The organism is Bifidobacterium indicum, from assembly GCF_036987015.1.
Classification (GTDB): domain Bacteria; phylum Actinomycetota; class Actinomycetes; order Actinomycetales; family Bifidobacteriaceae; genus Bombiscardovia; species Bombiscardovia indica.
On sequence record NZ_BTXM01000004.1, the window covers coordinates 90,772 to 107,876 of the forward strand.

Annotated in this window: 12 protein-coding genes; 4 read left to right on the plus strand and 8 right to left on the minus strand. The window is 60.4% G+C overall.

Annotated elements, in window-relative coordinates; genetic code table 11:
• The first annotated feature begins 94 nt into the window (after positions 1-94).
• Positions 95-298: a hypothetical protein gene (locus tag AACP59_RS08365; RefSeq protein ID WP_297317341.1), complete on the plus strand. Its 204-nt coding sequence runs from the start codon at positions 95-97 to the stop codon at positions 296-298.
• 150 nt (positions 299-448) lie between these two features.
• Positions 449-1,132: an endonuclease III domain-containing protein gene (locus AACP59_RS08370; protein WP_339350698.1), complete on the plus strand. Its 684-nt coding sequence runs from the start codon at positions 449-451 to the stop codon at positions 1,130-1,132.
• On the opposite strand, the gene AACP59_RS08375 is transcribed toward AACP59_RS08370, so the two are convergent.
• From AACP59_RS08375 to AACP59_RS08400, 6 genes are all read right to left on the minus strand, one after another.
• Positions 1,095-2,525 (minus strand): MFS transporter, encoded by a 1,431-nt coding sequence (locus AACP59_RS08375; RefSeq protein ID WP_339350700.1) that lies wholly within the window; start codon positions 2,523-2,525, stop codon positions 1,095-1,097. The genes AACP59_RS08370 and AACP59_RS08375 overlap by 38 nt on opposite strands.
• Positions 2,518-2,985 (minus strand): MarR family winged helix-turn-helix transcriptional regulator, encoded by a 468-nt coding sequence (locus AACP59_RS08380; protein WP_339350702.1) that lies wholly within the window; start codon positions 2,983-2,985, stop codon positions 2,518-2,520. The genes AACP59_RS08375 and AACP59_RS08380 overlap by 8 nt, the downstream gene beginning before the upstream one ends.
• Positions 2,986-3,055: 70 nt before the next feature.
• Positions 3,056-4,486 (minus strand): sugar porter family MFS transporter, encoded by a 1,431-nt coding sequence (locus tag AACP59_RS08385; RefSeq protein ID WP_339350704.1) that lies wholly within the window; start codon positions 4,484-4,486, stop codon positions 3,056-3,058.
• 268 nt (positions 4,487-4,754) lie between these two features.
• Positions 4,755-5,447 carry an L-ribulose-5-phosphate 4-epimerase gene (locus AACP59_RS08390; RefSeq protein ID WP_339350706.1) on the minus strand — a complete coding sequence of 231 codons (693 nt, stop codon included), beginning with the start codon at positions 5,445-5,447 and terminating at the stop codon, positions 4,755-4,757.
• 71 nt (positions 5,448-5,518) lie between these two features.
• Positions 5,519-6,406, minus strand: a complete 888-nt coding sequence (locus AACP59_RS08395; protein WP_339350708.1) for an L-ribulose-5-phosphate 3-epimerase — start codon at positions 6,404-6,406, stop codon at positions 5,519-5,521.
• A 1,006-nt stretch (positions 6,407-7,412) separates the two neighbouring features.
• Positions 7,413-7,898, minus strand: a complete 486-nt coding sequence (locus tag AACP59_RS08400) for an SdpI family protein (protein WP_339350709.1) — start codon at positions 7,896-7,898, stop codon at positions 7,413-7,415.
• On the opposite strand from AACP59_RS08400, the gene AACP59_RS08405 reads away from it, so the two are divergent.
• Positions 7,879-8,091, plus strand: coding sequence for a hypothetical protein (locus AACP59_RS08405; protein ID WP_339352936.1), 213 nt, complete (start codon positions 7,879-7,881; stop codon positions 8,089-8,091). The genes AACP59_RS08400 and AACP59_RS08405 overlap by 20 nt on opposite strands.
• A gap of 1,390 nt (positions 8,092-9,481) precedes the next feature.
• Here the strand turns inward: AACP59_RS08405 and AACP59_RS08410 are convergent.
• On the minus strand, positions 9,482-10,174 hold the full coding sequence (locus AACP59_RS08410) for an L-ribulose-5-phosphate 4-epimerase (RefSeq protein WP_339350712.1): 693 nt from the start codon (positions 10,172-10,174) through the stop codon (positions 9,482-9,484).
• Between the two features lie 2,233 nt (positions 10,175-12,407).
• On the opposite strand from AACP59_RS08410, the gene AACP59_RS08415 reads away from it, so the two are divergent.
• Positions 12,408-13,268, plus strand: a complete 861-nt coding sequence (locus tag AACP59_RS08415) for an alpha/beta fold hydrolase (protein WP_297317259.1) — start codon at positions 12,408-12,410, stop codon at positions 13,266-13,268.
• A 634-nt stretch (positions 13,269-13,902) separates the two neighbouring features.
• On the opposite strand, the gene AACP59_RS08420 is transcribed toward AACP59_RS08415, so the two are convergent.
• On the minus strand, positions 13,903-17,105 hold a 3,203-nt coding region (locus AACP59_RS08420), incomplete at its 5' end, for an RCC1 domain-containing protein (protein ID WP_339352937.1).

A 17,105-nucleotide genomic window follows, 5' to 3' on the forward strand; every position in this document is an offset into this window, starting at 1 on the left:
GCTCCGATGTTTTACAAGGGCGGTCGGAACGATTAGAACTGGAAAGTGGAAGTAACCTTCGGCATCATGATTGCCGTTTACAGAGGAGTAAGACATGGACGAAAAGACCTTGGTGGACAAAATGGGCAAGCTGCAAACCATCGAAGAGCTGGTCGACCTCTCCAAGGAGATCGGCAAGCCCCTCTCCTACAATGACGCAGACAGACTCTTCGGCAGGATTAACCAGTGCAAGAACGACGCGGCGGAGCTGAGCGGCGACACCATCGCCAAGTTGGCCAAGGAGGTCTTCGGTATCTGAGAATACCGAGGCAGGATCTTCCGGTCATGGCCGGGTCGCATCTCTGAGTGCCTGTCAGCCGTCAGCCGGTTCGTTTCGGTGGACGGCATTTCCTTTCCTTGCCCGGCATCCCGTCCGGGAAAGGCAGCGACAACCTCGGAAAGGTGGAATATGGCCAGGATTCCCTTCAAGGGGGAGCACCGTGCTGATGCCGCTCGGCTCTTCTTCCTCCTGTCCAAGAGGTATGGGAGGCAGGACTGGTGGCCGGCGGACTCCCACTTCGAGATGATGGTCGGAGCCATCCTGGTCCAACACACGGCATGGCGTAACGTCGATGTATCGCTCCTCAGGCTCAAGGAGTCGAATCTGCTCAACCAGCGGGCCCTCTCCCTGGTGGATGATGAGGAGCTGGCCGACCTGATCCGTCCCAGCGGATTCATGAAGGCCAAAAGCCGGGCCTTGAGGAGTCTGGCCTCCTGGCTGATGAATCAGGGGTATGACGGACCCGACATGGTACCCAGCCAGGATCCCCGCCTCAGGGAGGACCTCCTAGCCGTGCCGGGAATCGGGAATGAAACAGCGGATGTGATCCGTCTCTATGCCTTCGGGCAGAAGTGCTTCATCTGGGACGCCTACGCCCTGCGTCTGATGCAGGCACTGTGTTACCCGTCCATGAAGGATTACAATCAGGCCCTGCGGCACCAGAGCGAATTCATCGATCTGGGCGATTTCTCCCTGGATGATCTGAGGGAGTATCACGGTCTGATCGTCACCGCCGGCAAGGAGGCCGGTCGGGTCGGCGGTTGGGACTTCCTCCTTAACGATATGCCGACCGCCGTCGGACGGTCAGAATGAAGGCCAAAGCCGTCTCCGCAAACCCCAGGACGACCAGGAGCACGAAGGTGTGCCAGGATCCCTCAATGGTGCCAAGCCTCTGGCTGGTCTCCGCAGCCTGACCAGCAGAGACCAGGGTTGCGGCCGTGCTGGATCCCAGGGCGGCCGCAAACTGCTGGACGGTGTTGAAGATGGCGTTGCCATCAGTCTGCTCGCCTTGGGTCAACTGCCGGAGCCCGTTGGTCATGATATTGCCGAAACTCAGCCCGATGCCGAGCATGAAGCAGATATAGAGGACGATAATGAGACCATCGGAAAGTCTCCTGCCAAAGAGGGCGAATCCTGTCAGACCGATCATGGAGATAAGGCTGCCAGAGAGAATGGGAACTCGAGCGCCGAGTTGGTCGTAGATTCTCCCTGACAAGGGTGCCAGGACGGCTCCTAAGGCAGCGCCCGGTAGGACTATCAGTCCCGCTTGGAGAGCGTTGCGGCCGTTGACCAGCTGGATGTAGTTCGGCAGGATGAAGGACAGGGCCAGTGCGCATACCTCATAGAGGATGTAGGCGCAGATGTGGAGACTGAACAGCTTGTCTGTGAATAGACGCATATCGATGATCGGCTTGTTCTGATGGATTGACCGGTAGATAAACCATGTCATGGAGGCAATTCCGACCGACAGCGAGCCGGTGAACCGCCAGGACAGGACCCCTGCAGAAGCGTTGCTGATTGCGAAGATGAGTCCGCTGAAGGAAAGAACGATCAGGAGGACATCCACAGGGTTCAGGCCTGCAGCCTGGTGGAAAGCTGGCTTGGCACGGATGCAGACCAGGCCGAGAATCAATGAGGCCAGAAGAACCGGCACCAGGAAGACGAAAATGAACCGCCAGCCGATGGTGGTGGAGACCAGTCCGCCGAAGGTGGGTCCCACAGCCGGTCCGATGGCGGTGATCAGGGTGCCGACGCCCATCATGGTGCCGATGCGCCGGGCTGGCACTTTGTCCAGGATGATGTTGAACATGAGCGGAAGAGCGATGCTGGTTCCCAGTCCTTGAACCGCCCTGCCCAGAAGCAGAAGCCAGAAGTGACCGGCCATACCGTCGATCAGTACGCCCACCAGGAAGAGGAGATTGGCCCAGAGGAAGAGTGTCCTGTCGGTGAAGCGGCGTTTCAACGCGGCTGAAAGCGGGGTGATCGAGGCCACGACCAGGAGGTACAGCGTGGTCATCCACTGCACGCTGTCCGTGCCCACCCTGAATTCCTTCATCAATGTCGGGAAGGTGATGTTCATGGCCGTTTCCACGATCACCCCGCAGAAGGACATGATCCCGGCGGCGAGGACGGCGCCTATGACTTGGGGTGGGATGGTGCTCTCCATTCCGCTGCTCGCGGTGTCTGCCGTCTTGTTCTCAGTCATGGCCACCCTCAACTTCCTGCGACTCGTCGGATTCTGAATTGAGCCCGATGAAGTATGACAGAACCTGGTTGAAGGTATCCAGCTCCTTGGAGGAGAATCGATCCTCCATGGCTTGGTCCTGGGCCTTGATGTAGTCCGAGGCGGCCTTGCCGAGCCCTCGCGCCTTGGCGGTCATGGTGACCACTTTCTGCCGGCCGTCATGGTCTGCCCTTCGGGTGGTGACCAGCCCGCTTTCCTCCATGCGTTGCAAGGCGGCGGTGGCGGTTGATCGCCTGATGTCGAATTCCTCCTCGATGTCGTGCTGACTGTGACTGCCTTCCGTAGACAGGAAGTCGATGATGGAGAGCTGGCGACCGGTCAGTCCGAACCTCGCGGCGTAGGAGTCCATCGATCGTGCCATCAGGTTGGCGGCTCGCTTGATGCCCTTACCGTAATCCGTGTGCATGTCGCTCACTTTCATTCGTTAGATATCTAACAAATAAAAGCGAGGGTATAGACATGCTGGGTGTCTGGCCGATAGGGGGGTTTCGTCAGCCCCTTTCCCGGGCCTCCTGCTCGATTTGCATCTGGCTCTTGCCGCGGGTTTCCGGCACCATGGCAAGGGCGAAGACCAGACTACCGATGTTGATGGCTGCGAAGAGAAGGTAGGTTCCGGACCCACCCAGGCCGTTCAACAGGATCGGGAAGAACAGGGAGAGGGCGAAATTGCTCAGGTTCATGGCCACGTTGGAGTAGCCCATGCCTCGGCTCTTGATGCTTGCCGGGAAGATCTCGGCCAGGAGGAGCCAGGTGACGGGAGATACCAGACCCTGGACGAAGATGACGTAGACCATCATCATGGCGATCATGATCCAGGCCGCCGTTTTCGACCCGTTCGGGGATTCGATGAAGAGATATGAGACACCGATGCCGATCAGGAAGACAATGGTGCCTCCCAGTCCCACGGCCAGGATGGTTCGTCTGTTGAATCGGTCGATCAGGCCCAGCCCGCCGATGACCGAAGCCAGGGCCGAGACCAGGATGACCGGGACCGTGGTCAGGATGGACAAGGAGGGGTCGAAACCGAGGGTGGACACGAAGATGGTAGGAGCATAGTAGTTGACGATGTTCAAGCCGGTCAGCTGGTTGATCATGCCCAGTCCTATGCCGATGACCAGAATCCTGCGTAGCCAGGGGGTTGAGAAGGTTGCCTTGGCGGGTTTGCCCTCGGAGTTCTGGTGCTGTCGGTTCTCCTTGACCAGGGAATCATAGGTGTCACGGGCCTCGGATCCACCATGGGTGGTGTGCAGGAGTCTAACGGCTTCGGTATGCAGACCGTGTCGGACGAGATGGGCGGGGGAATCGTGGATGGCCAGGGCGATCAGAGACAGAAGGACAGCCGGGACCATGACGGTCCAGAGCATGGAACGCCATCCGGCACCCAGTTGGTTGAGCACAGCGTTGACACTGACCGCCAGTAGCTGCCAGACCACGATCATGACCGAGTTGATCGAGACCAGACGTCCTCGTTCCCCGACCCCGATCATATCGGCCAGGTAGATGGGAACGATGGTCGATGTCATGCCGATGCCCATGCCTATGATTCCTCGACCCAGTATCAGAAGGAGCAGGTTCGGTGCCAGGGCGCTCAGGGCGGCTCCGGGAATCGACAGGAGGGCGCCGGTCAGGATGAGGTGGTGGGGACCGAATCTGTCGTTGAACATTCCGGCCAGGTAAGAGCCCAGGGCGGCACAGAGGAGGAGGCTGGATGTCACCATGCCCTGCTCGGAGGCGTTCAGATGGCCAAGGTGCCCGGAACCGATGTTCATGCTTACCAGAGCACCCGACAAGGAGGTCAGGGCATATCCGTAGAGACCGCCTGCACAGATGCCCAGACAGCTCATCAGCCGTATGTGCCTGCGTCGCTTTTCGGCCAGTTGTGCCATATCCAGATCAGCGCTCAGCTCATCGAAGTCTGCCATTGAACTCCTGCTTTGTGATTACCGATTTCCTCGGTCTTATGCTAGCTGGAGAGTATGAGATTCCTTGGCCTGCCTCTTCTTGTCAGGCTCGACCCGATAACCTGGCTGGTACGGACGTCAATGTCGGCGGTTTTGGGTTTGTCGATTGGCGGGCTCCGGTTCGGCGACCGGGTCGGCCGCAACCGCCGTCTGTCGCTCGGCAGAGGAAGAGGACCTGCGGTGCGTTTCAGCTTCCTGCAGGCCCTCCTGAATGACGTGCGGTGGTGTTTCAGTGTTGGCCGTAGATGTTCTTGTATCGGTTGTTGAGTTTGGTGATGTCGTCGTGGTTGATGGGGATGGGTGTGCCTATTTGTTCGGCGGCCCATACGGTGTGGGCGACCTCTTCGGTCATGGCGGCTGCCTTGACGGCGTCCTCGGCGTCCTTGCCGATGGTGAAGGGGCCGTGGTTGCGCATGAGGACGGCGGGGCATCCGGGGTGGTCGTGGAGGGTGTCGACGACGCCCTTGCCGATGGCTTCGCTGCCGATGAGTTCGAAGGGTCCGACGGGGATGTCGCCGCCGAATTCGTCGCCCATCATGGTCAGGGTGCAGGGGATGTCGCGTCCGGTGGCGGCCCAGGCGGTGGCGTAGGTGGAGTGGGTGTGGACGACGCCGTGGACGTCGGGCATGTGGCGGTAGATGTAGGCGTGGGAGAGGGTGTCTGAGGAGGGGGCCTCGCCGCCGTCGACGAGGTTGCCGTCCAGGTCGGTGACGACCATGGAGGCGGGTGTGAGGTATTCGTAGCGGACGCCGGAGGGTTTGATGACCATGAGGTCGGCGCTGCGCAGGCGTTGGGAGACGTTGCCGGCGGTCCAGACGACCAGGTTCCATTTGAGCAGCTGCTCGTGCAGGGTGGCGACCTGTTCGCGCACCTGCTTGACCTCGGCACGCACCTCAGACGAAAAATCAGACAAAACGGCCATAAGACTCTCCTTAGTATGTCATGTTCATCAACTTATACAAGTAATGTGCATCGATATGGGCTGCATGGCCTTCATCGTCTGGTGGTGGTCACGGGCTCCTGCCGGATGCCCACCTTCTCGAAGAGGGCGTCGAACCGGGCCTTGGCCTTGCGGGCTTCGGCCACCGGGTCGGCCGACTTCTGTGTCCACATCTCGATTGTGTAGCTTCCCGAGTATTTCAGCCTGACGAAGGTCCGCAGACAGGCCTCGAAGTCCACGGTCCCCTCGCCGAAGGCGAGGTCGCGGAACTGGCCCGGGAAGGTGGCGGTCACGGGTTTGGTGTCCTTGAGATGTACAGCCACGATGTTGTCGATGTAGGTCTCGAGTTCACGGCCCACCTCGTTCTGGGGCCATGCGGTCAGGTTGCCCAGGTCCGGGTAGGCCTGGAGCCAGGGACTGTGAATCTGCGACTTCACATAGACGACCTTCTCCAAGGAATTCATGAAGGGGTCATCCATGGTTTCGATGGAGAGCATGACCATCTTTTTGGCGGCCATGTGCACGCAGGTCTCCAGGTTTTCCATGAAGAGCTCCCGGCTTGATTGGGTCTTGGGCTCGTAATAGACGTCGTACCCGGCCATCTGGATGTTGCGGATGCCCAGATCGACTGCCAGGTCTATGGCCTTGTCCATCATTTCCAGCGACTTGGCACGGGTCTCGGGGTTTGATGCTCCCAGGGGGAAGCGGCGGTGTCCGGATAACATGAGGGTGTTGATCCGGCTCCCGGTCTTCCACATGGCCTGGCGGAAGAGCTCACGGTCGTGGTCGGTCCAGTCCAGTCGGGCCAGACGGTCATCGCTTTCGTCCACCGAGAACTCCAGGAAGTTGAATCCCAGGTCGTGGACCAGCTCAAAGGTCTCCTGCCAGGACAAGTCCTGGGGGAGGGCCTTCTCGTAAATCCCCAGTGCATTGGCGGTCATGCTCGTTCACTCTCCTGTCGTGTCCTGCACATCGGTCCGGGACCCCCATCGTCATCAATGGGTCGATGACGGCCTGAAAGGTGAATGCGGCACTACGATTCGGGGCGACCGTCGCCTCGTGACCGCTGTGTTCGCACCGGCCGCTTCCGGTGGTCCGGTATGATTGTCATCACGGTTTCACGATAGGGTGTGAAAGCGGCCTGTAGGGTTGGATGCGTGAACATGTGTTCATGGCCAGCGACCGGGGTCGATAGGGTACAACTGACCAGCAAATGATCCCTTTTCCTGCCTAATAGCCGCTCATGCAAGGGTATCTTTACCCACTATGGGTGAATTATGAAACAGTTGAATCAGGAGTATTGAAGAAAAGTTGAACAAATGTTCATCATGATTTCCCGTGGAACGATGCCTGACAGGATGGTCGTTCGCGGTTCGGGTCCATCCCGGCCGATGCGGAACCCGGCAGGTTGGTATGTATGGTCCATGCATTTGCACCCCGTCCAAGGTGTCTGGATGACCGGCAGCGAATGCACCGGGTTATCCGTTCGGCATGAGATGTCGGATGCCGTCCAGGTACCAGACATCATGAAGCAGGACCGGTTGCAGGCATATTCCGCACGCTTCGTTGTACGGAAGCATATGCAGCCCATCCTGGTGGTCAGGCCTCGGGGGGTTGAACCTTGACAGGTGCCGATGATCCGGGGCCTTGGTCCTGCTCTGATCCGCCGATCGTATTCATGTTCATGGTATCCGGGGCAGGCTGCATGCCTGTCCTCGTCGTTGGTCCGGGTCCCATGACACGGCCGATCAGGACCAGTCCGATACTGCTGCTGAGGGTGCTGGTGGTGCGGTCGTATCCGAGAACGTGGCCGAAAAGCGAATCGCGAGCCGGATGGAACATGGGCGGGGAACCCTGTTTCAGTGAACCTTTCCGCTTGAGCGGATTGGCTGATACCCCTCCCCGTCGTTTACGGTGGCTGGCTGGTCGGGGAACACTGATGACCGGTCAGGACCGGTGATCCGAACCCTGCATCTGCCTGCTGTACTCGGCGGTATCGCTGTAGGCCCTGGTCAGGATACAGCTGATGGCCAGGTCGATCCCCATGGCCATCAGGAGGGCGGCCGCCGCCAGGAACACCCATGGATACTTCCGGTGGATATGGCTCCAGGTCTTATCGGATGCCATGATGTTCCTGGTTCTCAAGCCCGCATGGCCGTTTCTGCGTAGATCGCCACGCTGTTTTTTCCGGTACAGCCATGCGAGGTAAATCGCCGCAAGCAGCACCAGCATGCACAGCATTCCATTCCTCCCCGGTTTTTCCTGTGCTTCTCCTTCCTTGCCATCGATGCCTCGTACCAGCGAATACCGATACCCGGCATCATGGATATCCGACTTGCCGAACGAGGCCGCCATGCCGATGAAAAGCATGATGAGGGCGACAAGAGCGAATATGGGTGTCACGAAGCCGGTGATGGCAACACGCGCGGTCATGACCAGACCAGCCGTCCCCGTGACCAGAAGCGCACATACCCATATCGCCTTCACGGCCCCGATCGACAGACCCATCAGGCACACGCCCCTGCCAGGCTCCTTCAAGGGGATCCCCGTTGAGGGGACCGCCATGATGGCGGATACGACCAGCATCAGCGAAAAGGCGGGGCAAACTGATTCATCGGATTCCTGAGCGCAGACGGCACCCGCCCCGATCGGGGCGCCGACATCATCATCGCCGCGTGCCCCAGGACGGCGATGGCGATCGGAAGACCCACATCGATGGAATCGACCACTCTGCCGTTCCCGTCTCTGGCCACGAACACGGATCGTATCACCACCACAACAAGCGGCATGCATACAATGCCCCCCCCCCCGGGAACACCAAGACCGTATAACGGCTCTCCCAAGGAGTCGGCCCGTCCGACGACATCAGTGCGTGGTTCCATGTCAAACAGGGCTCCATACCCCCTGCCGTTCACCATCGCCGGAATCCAGGAGAGTATGAGAAAAAACACCACGGACGGTGACAGCAGTCTTGTCATATCAGAGCCTCCTTGCCGATGATCAGCAGCACGGCCGTTCATGCTGCGGAGGCATCGAGCCCGCCGTTGCTTCCTGATTGGTCAGAGCCACAGGCGATACTCCGTCCACAGACCATCTCCCGATTGCTGTGCTTCGTCATGTTGTGGGCTGATTTCAGGTCACGATGCGCATACGGAGCACAGTCCCCGCCGATCAGCGAAATCGATTGGTTCCAGTTCGAATCATGCCGGTTTCCTGTATGGTGCAGCACGGTCATTGTGGTTGCCAACCCGTCCTTGGCCGAGCATGTATCAGGGGCGGTCCGTGACTGGTTCAAATGCCGAGCAAGGGCATCATATCGGTGATGTGCATGGTTCCCCTTCATGATGGGTAATGCACGGTTTTCCCGGATCGGTCACGGTTTCCTCAAATGCGTGCCGGGATTCGTCGTACATGCCCACGCGGCTGGCGCAACAAAGCTCGAGGGTGGAATCAATGAGCGCTCCGTGCCCCCCCCCTGCAACGCTTGCCATAATCCACATCCTTCTTCCATGAAAAAGCACTGCAGATAAACGACACGGCCACATGGTCGTATGAGATTGGGACTCAAAATAGCACCGTTTCGAGGGTATGGCGTATCGACGGTCGCACAACGCATACGTCATTACGGAACCGATCATCCGACCTTTCCGCCGCATGACGGTTGAAATCTCCGTCAGTCGTCGGCAAGGTCCATATATGTGCATCAATTGATCGTTTGCCTCATCCGATGCCGCGCCAAGCAGCTCGCCGCATGAGGTTCTTGTTGTTCATAAGACCCGGCAGGCGGAGTCCCTCCCGAAACCGACTCGAACCGGATGAAGTGGATCATGCCAATGCCCATGCTATCGGATTGGTGGATGGTTGGTGGTGTCGGGTGAGGTGCGGTGTGGTGTCGCTTCGTTCGTTTCCTGGTTTCCGATATGGTCCGGGGTGTGGTGGAGTGAGGGGGCCGGACGGGGTCGGGGTCTTCGTCCGGCCCCCTCACTTGGTATGGGCCGGAACCTGTTGGTGGTGTTTCAGTGTTGGCCGTAGATGTTCTTGTATCGGTTGTTGAGTTTGGTGATGTCGTCGTGGTTGATGGGGATGGGTGTGCCTATTTGTTCGGCGGCCCATACGGTGTGGGCGACCTCTTCGGTCATGGCGGCTGCCTTGACGGCGTCCTCGGCGTCCTTGCCGATGGTGAAGGGGCCGTGGTTGCGCATGAGGACGGCGGGGCATCCGGGGTGGTCGTGGAGGGTGTCGACGACGCCCTTGCCGATGGCTTCGCTGCCGATGAGTTCGAAGGGTCCGACGGGGATGTCGCCGCCGAATTCGTCGCCCATCATGGTCAGGGTGCAGGGGATGTCGCGTCCGGTGGCGGCCCAGGCGGTGGCGTAGGTGGAGTGGGTGTGGACGACGCCGTGGACGTCGGGCATGTGGCGGTAGATGTAGGCGTGGGAGAGGGTGTCTGAGGAGGGGGCCTCGCCGCCGTCGACGAGGTTGCCGTCCAGGTCGGTGACGACCATGGAGGCGGGTGTGAGGTATTCGTAGCGGACGCCGGAGGGTTTGATGACCATGAGGTCGGCGCTGCGCAGGCGTTGGGAGACGTTGCCGGCGGTCCAGACGACCAGGTTCCATTTGAGCAGCTGCTCGTGCAGGGTGGCGACCTGTTCGCGCACCTGCTTGACCTCGGCACGCACCTCAGACGAAAAATCAGACAAACTCACCATGAATCACTCCTTTGTCCGGTATGGGCCTCATTGTATACGCCCTATATGTTAGCGATAACGATTATATCGTTGACCATGAATCCCCGCATTGATGGAAGGTCGGTCGTTCCTGCCGCGGTATATACACTCTGGCGTGTGAGCGGTCTGCTTTGCATCTGGTGACGATCGCGGGTATCGCAACCGATTGCGGATGCATATGCAGGCGGGGCACGGGTTGAGGGAATCTTGGATATCGGATAGGCAGTGCTGGTGTCGACACCTGGATGGCTGCCTGCGGTCTCGAAGCATACGACCTTTTGAACGGGGGCAACCCGCAGCTCGCCTGATCCGGTGAAGGGGATGAACGGTACCGACGGGTGAGGGACAGCGGAGGTCCGATTCGACGTACTCGAGGAGAAATACTTCGCACCCGGTGGTGCACCTCCGTAATGCAAGGAACAGACATGTGGTTCCGGGGCATGATCCCCGGTGATCAGCAACGGTCCGAAGGACAGGATGGCAAGCACCATCGGTGCCATGGACACCCTGTGTCGATGCCGATGTGCACTACCGGAACGTGATCATGAATCTCGGTAGTTTGAGTTTCTGAGACTTCGAACCCGACTCTGCGGGGGATTATTCGGTTATCGGCTGCTGTATCTGTTCCAGCGGGACGGCAGGTATCCCTGGTATGGAAACCAGCAGTCACCCGGGGATGGCTATGATCACGTGCGGCGAGGATCGACGGCCGACGTTCATGCGCGATCATGCCCGTATCGTGGCTGAGTGGTCACCGTGCAGGTGCGAAGTCCGATGAGGAAAGGTCTCAGCACCAAGGAGTGAAGGCAGGGAAGAGGCCCGGGAGATGCTTGAGCGCCTGTGGAACCAGGCGAATCGACGACTACAGACTGTGGGTCGGCGAAGCCGAGAAGGCCGGGAAGACGGGTTCGTGAGGTCTGCGGACGCCGCCGTCAGGATGGCCGAGAGCAGGCTAACGTGTCAGCGATCTTCTTCGTGGCGAGCTACGCCGAGGCGTAAACGTCGCGATACCCGCCTGTGCGTGATCCTCATGGTGGTGGAGCAACCTGTGTATGTCCGGCCGGTCATGGGATATCCGTCCTCTTCCATGATGGCTCCTGAAGCGTGTTGTCTTAGACAATGAAAAATGGCTGCTAATTGATGGACGGCAACAAGTGATGACCGGGAAAAGCCAATATGGTGATTCCTGTACGACTTTTCATCACAACACCATGGTTCGCTTTATGAAGATGCAAATGGCCTGAAAGCAACGCGAGGGAGGGGTATATGTTCCTCGTCGAAAAATCGACCGAGCCGGAACCGTAGTGACAGGAGATCAGGGAAGGAAGCCGCTTCCACGGGTGTTCCGATGGCGATCGGATGCCTTCTGCGAATGTCCAGACTCCTCAAGGGCGCGCTGCTTGCCATGTTCCGCCCGGCTGTGCTGTATGTCTCGGTGATCGGCATCGGAACACAGGGACCGCCGGCCATGACCGGCGGTTTGGAGACTCAGGTCGATACCAAACCCATGGAGCTCTTACACGGACTAAGAACGGGGCTGAGGCATCTACCGTTCATGAAATAGTGAATTCAGGCGTTTACGACTACCTGGTCATCCCCATTGACGACGACCTTGACTATCCGGATGCCAAATCTTCGATCAATGCCTACAAGACGGGCGATTCGAAACAGGAACCTGCTGTCTACGCGGTTATCGACCATGACCGGCAGTGGAAGAACACCCGTTGCGGTGGTGGTGTCTGGAATTATACGGAGCTGTCGTGCGTCACCTTCAATCCGGATTCCTCGGACAGCGTGCGATCGGTCAATATCATGGTCGACATGGGGGGGGGGGGCGGTATAAGACTCTATATGCAGAACTGCAGAACGTCCGGAGGTGCCAAAGACTGTAGCGGTCCGGCTTCCCTCGTCGGCTGGAATGGACACCTGCTATGTGAGGAGCGGGTATCAGGCGAATTGGGGGTTGGTGGCCGATTTTGGATTCTTCCCGCGTGCAACAATAATCCGGCCGTGCCGGAGGGGCGGCGCCTGCCAGATCGTTCTTCGTGTCGTGGTATAACGTGGCGGGTCCTGGGTTCCCAGGGTGCACCGAGGAGACCTCCTTCATATATCAATGGGTGGGGTTGAAGAACAGCACATGGGTACCGGTCAAGGAGTTTGCGCCCAAAGCTGTGGAAGTCCTGGGCCTATGTCGGGTTGTCGTAGAGTGGTTGACATGAGCACAGGCAACGAAGTGATGGTGGAAACCCGCGAGGGTCGCCGACTTGCCGGCAGAGTCTACGGCCCCCGTGACGGCGACCCGGTACTTTTCATAGCCGGGGCCGGTATGGGCAAGTCCATGCTCTTCGGTGAACAGGTCCTTCCACGGCATGATATCCGTATCCTGACTATGGACAGACCCGGTATGGGTGCGTCCGACCCGGAACCGAACCGCACGATGACAGACACTGCCGAGGATTACCGTACGTTCATTCAGGCCCTGCTTGGCACGGAGGCTACATCTGTCCCTGTGGTGGCGAATTCCCAGGGTGGCATGTTCGGTCTCGCGCTGGCGGCACTGGGTTTCGCGACTGCGCTGGTACTGGTCTCTCCCGCTGATGAAACGCAGTACCCGGCCGTCCATGATATGCTGCCCCCGGAGAACACGCAGCTTTCCGATCTGGCCGTATCATCCCCTGACGACGCACGGAAGGTACTCCAGGATTTCTCCGCGAAGTCCATGGAGGATATGGTAATCAGCGGTTCCACGGCGAAGGACAGCACATTCTACACCAGCGAACCCTTCCTGACCCGGTACCGTCAGGCACTGTCCGAGGGGTTTGCACACGACGGTGCCGGTTACGTGCAGGACACCATGCTGGCCATGAGGCCTTGGAGGATTAACATGTCCGCGGTGCGCTGCCCTGTGAGCATACTGTTCGGCGAGGATGACAGGGTTCACTCACCAGACCATGGCTTGGTGCTGCAGAGCAGGATTGCAACCGCGACGCGCAGACTTTTCCCGGGCGAGGGTGGTTCGCTCCTCTGGACAAGGGCCGGGGACGTTCTGGATATCGTGCATGCGCTGGCGAAATGACATTGGGTTTCTTCTCACCGGCTGTCAGGTCTTTCGTGGCATGCGGACCCAGGCCGTGATGCCTATGGTGGTCATCCTCGACTACAGCCATCAGGTGTCGCTTGGGTATGTCTTTTCTGCCGTTGAGTCCAGACATGTTGTTGCTGATTGGTTATGAATCGCGATTGGCCTTTTCCTCTGATATGACTGGTTTTTCTCCGGTTGGAACCATCGGTGGCTGGTTTCTGGTTGATGGGAGCGGTGGGAATGCCGCACACCGCGTCCTGCCGCGAATTGTAGGGGTGGTGTCGGTTAATGTAAGGTGTCCGTGAACCGGTTGCTCCCTCGTTTCCGGTTTGGTCAATATCAACGTTCCTGCGATAAAATGCATCACTGTTCGCCTGGGAAGAGGTGCCTTGCATTGAAGGATTTCCATGGCGTGGCGTTTGGTGATCCCAGGTTGGGGTGTGGCAGCCAGGGGTGTCCGGATCGGTTGGGGTGTGGCGCGTCTTATCAACCGCGCGTCGTTGTTCCGGCTGGTCGCGCTGTTGTCGTGGTAGTGCGGGGAAGTGGTGGTCCCGCCCCTGTTGGGGGTGGGGGCGGGACCACCTGGTGTCCGTGCCGCCGTTTGGGGAATGTGACGGTACGGGCCTGCTTACTCGTGTGAAGTGTGTGTGGTGCGGGTGGGGTGTCGGTGTCGTCTGGCTGCGGCCGTGGTGGCCATGAGAGTCAGACCAATCATAATGATCAAGAGGATGCCGCCGCCTCCTGTCAGGGGCAGGCTGCCGATGGTGACGTACCGGTAGGTGTTGCCGGTGTCGTCGGCCTGGGGTGTCCCGTCGAGGGTCCAGCTGATGGTGACGGGCACCCCTCCGGCCGCATGTTCCGGTGTGGTGACCGTCCACGTGTCGTCGGCGCCGGCCGTGGGACCGGTGCTCTGGTCCCGATCGAAGAGCACCCGGGTAGGTATGCCGCGTGCGGGGAAGGGCACCGAACCGGCCTCTGCGGTGGCGATGGCTCCGGGGTTGCGGCCCAGTTGGCCGTCCACGTTTGATCCCCAGGTGTAGAGGTTCCCGTCGGATCCAATGGCCATGGAATGAGTATATCCGGCTGCGGAACCGGTGTACGTGACCCCAGTGGGAGCTCCCACCTTTCCGGGGGTGGATCCGCTGGAGGTTTTGCGTCCAAGCTGGCCGAAGACGTTTTCACCCCAAGTCATCAGCGTCCCATCTGACGTGAGAGCCGTGGAATAGTTGAATCCCGCGCTGACCGCGGTGAAGGTGCTGCCGATTGGGTTTGACACTGGTCCCGGTCGTGAGTTCCCCACGATGGTTGCACCACTGGTCACACTGCTGCTGCGTCCCAGTTGGCCGCCATCGTTGTTGCCCCAGGTGTATACATTGCCATCGGATCCGATCGCCATCGAATGATAGCCTCCTGCGCTGACCAGGGTGAAGCGCACCCCGGCGGGGGGTGTGACCGGTGCAGGCAGTTGGTTGGTTGGTGCACCGCTGCTGGTGGTGTCGCGTCCCAGCTGGCCTTTGCTGTTGCTTCCCCAGGTGTATACATTGCCATCGGATCCGATCGCCATCGAATGATAGCCTCCTGCGCTGACCAGGGTGAAGCGCACCCCGGCGGGGGGTGTGACCGGTGCAGGCAGTTGGTTGGTTGGTGCACCGCTGCTGGTGGTGTCGCGTCCCAACTGGCCGTAGATATCGTTCCCCCAGGTGTAGAGGTTCCCGTCGGATCCGAGTGCCATGGAATGCCAGTAGCCTGCGCTGATCCTGGTGAAGGTGACGCCGGTGGGTGCTGTGACCCGTCCGGGCCGGTCGGCCGGCGTAACGGTGGTGTCGCGTCCCAACTGGCCGTTCCTGTTGTCTCCCCAGGTGTAGATGTTCCCGTCGGAGCCTAGCGCCGTGGAATGGTAGGCACCTCCGACGGCCTGGGTGAAGGTGACGCCGGTGGGTGGTGTGACCCGTCCGGGCCGGTTGGCGGGTGTGCCGGTGGTGTCGCGTCCCAGCTGGCCGTTGCCGTTGTATCCCCAGGTGTAGAGGTCCCCTTTGGAGTCGATGCCCAGGGAATGCCAGTCTCCTGCGCTGGTCTGGCTGAATCTGATGCCGCGTGCGGGTGGCGGGGTGAGGGTGACGGTGGTGCCTCCCGTGTCTGGTCCGTGGTCGGGGCTGATGGTCCACTGCCCGTCGCCCTTGGTCCAGTGGGCGGTGATGGTGATGCTTTGGGTGACGGGCCGGGTGAAGTCGTAGGCGACGGGCGTGGTGCCGGTGAACCATCCGTCGAACCGGTATCCGTCCCTGGCGGGGTCGGTGGCGGGCCGTGTGGCCGTGTCCCCCTCGGTGACCTGTTGGGTCCGGGTGGCGGGTGTGCCGCCGTTGGCGTCGAAGGTGACGGTGTAGGCGGGGCGGTCGTACCGGTAGGTGCTGCTCGTGTCGTCGGCCTGGGGTGTCCCGTCGAGGGTCCAGCTGATGGTGACGGGCACCACTCCGGCCTCGTGGGCGGGTGTGGTGACCGTCCATGTGCCGTCGGCGCCGGGCATGAGTCCGGTGCCGACGGCATGGTCGAAGAGCACCCCGGTGGGTTTGCCACGCGAGGGGAAGACCACCCGTACGGGCCGATCGGCGGGTGCGGTACCGGTGTCGCGTCCCAGTTGGCCGTAGCTGTTGCTTCCCCAGGTGTAGAGGTTCCCGTCGGAGCCCAACGCCACGGAATAGTCGCGGCCTGCGCTGGCCTGGGTGAAGCTGACGCCGGTAGGTGGTGTGACCCGTCCGGGCCGGTTATCATACCCGCTGCTGCCGGTGTCACGTCCCAGTTGGCCTCTGGCGTTGGCTCCCCAGGTGTAGAGGTTCCTGTCGGAGCCAATCGCCATGGAATGGGAGCTGCCTGCGATGGCCTGGGTGAAGGTGATGCCGGTGGGTGGTGCGACCCGTCCGGGCCGGTCGGCGGGTGTGCCGGTGGTGTCGCGTCCCAGCTGACCGCTACTGTTCCATCCCCAGGTGTAGAGGTTCCCGTCGGAGCCGAGCGCTATGCAATGGTTGCTGCTCGCGCTGGCCTGGGTGAAGGTGATGCCGGCGGGTGGTGTGACCCGTCCGGGCCGGCCATAATACCCGCTGCTGGTGGTGTCGCGTCCCAGCTGGCCGTTGCTGTTGTCTCCCCAGGTGTAGAGGTTCCCGTCGGAGCCGAGCGCCACGGAATAGTCGCCGCTTGTGATGGCCTTGGTGAAGGTGATGCCGGTGGGTGGTGTGACCCGTCCGGGCCGGTCGGCGGGTGTGCTGGTGGTGTCGCGTCCCAGTTGGCTGCTGAGGTCGGCTCCCCAGGTGTAGAGGTTCCCGTCGGAGCCGATCGCCATCGAATGGTATTCCCCTGCGCTGATCTGGGTGAAGGTGACGCCGGTGGGTGGTGTGACCCGTCCGGGCCGGTTGTCCTGACGGCTGCTGCCGGTGTCGCGTCCCAGTTGGCCGTAAATGTTCCATCCCCAGGTGTAGAGGTTCCCGTCGGAGCCGATCGCCATCGAATGGAAGCTTCCGGCGCTGACCTGGGTGAAGGTGACGCCGGTGGGTGGTGTGACCCGTCCGGGCCGGTTGGCTGACATGCCGGTGGTGTCGCGTCCCAGCTGGCCGTAGTCGTTGTCTCCCCAGGTGTAGAGGTCCCCTTTGGAGTCGATGCCCATGGAATGGTAGGTGCCTGCGCTGGTCTGGCTGAATCTGATGCCGCGTGCGGGTGGCGGGGTGAGGGTGACGGTGGTGCCGCCGGCCTTGGGTCCGTGGTCGGGGCTGATGGTCCATTGGCCGGTCTTGGTCCAGTGGGCGGTGATGGTGGTGTCTTGGGTGACGGGTCGGGTGAAGT

What these genes read in the sequence shown, in the direction of transcription:
- AACP59_RS08365 (WP_297317341.1), top strand. Translation starts at nt 95, where the DNA reads ATGGACGAAAAGACCTTGGTGGACAAAATGGGCAAGCTGCAAACCATC.
- AACP59_RS08370 (WP_339350698.1), top strand. Translation starts at nt 449, where the DNA reads ATGGCCAGGATTCCCTTCAAGGGGGAGCACCGTGCTGATGCCGCTCGG.
- AACP59_RS08375 (WP_339350700.1), bottom strand. Translation starts at nt 2,525, where the DNA reads ATGACTGAGAACAAGACGGCAGACACCGCGAGCAGCGGAATGGAGAGC.
- AACP59_RS08380 (WP_339350702.1), bottom strand. Translation starts at nt 2,985, where the DNA reads ATGAAAGTGAGCGACATGCACACGGATTACGGTAAGGGCATCAAGCGA.
- AACP59_RS08385 (WP_339350704.1), bottom strand. Translation starts at nt 4,486, where the DNA reads ATGGCAGACTTCGATGAGCTGAGCGCTGATCTGGATATGGCACAACTG.
- AACP59_RS08390 (WP_339350706.1), bottom strand. Translation starts at nt 5,447, where the DNA reads ATGGCCGTTTTGTCTGATTTTTCGTCTGAGGTGCGTGCCGAGGTCAAG.
- AACP59_RS08395 (WP_339350708.1), bottom strand. Translation starts at nt 6,406, where the DNA reads ATGACCGCCAATGCACTGGGGATTTACGAGAAGGCCCTCCCCCAGGAC.
- AACP59_RS08405 (WP_339352936.1), top strand. Translation starts at nt 7,879, where the DNA reads ATGGCAACACGCGCGGTCATGACCAGACCAGCCGTCCCCGTGACCAGA.
- AACP59_RS08400 (WP_339350709.1), bottom strand. Translation starts at nt 7,898, where the DNA reads ATGACCGCGCGTGTTGCCATCACCGGCTTCGTGACACCCATATTCGCT.
- AACP59_RS08410 (WP_339350712.1), bottom strand. Translation starts at nt 10,174, where the DNA reads ATGGTGAGTTTGTCTGATTTTTCGTCTGAGGTGCGTGCCGAGGTCAAG.
- AACP59_RS08415 (WP_297317259.1), top strand. Translation starts at nt 12,408, where the DNA reads ATGAGCACAGGCAACGAAGTGATGGTGGAAACCCGCGAGGGTCGCCGA.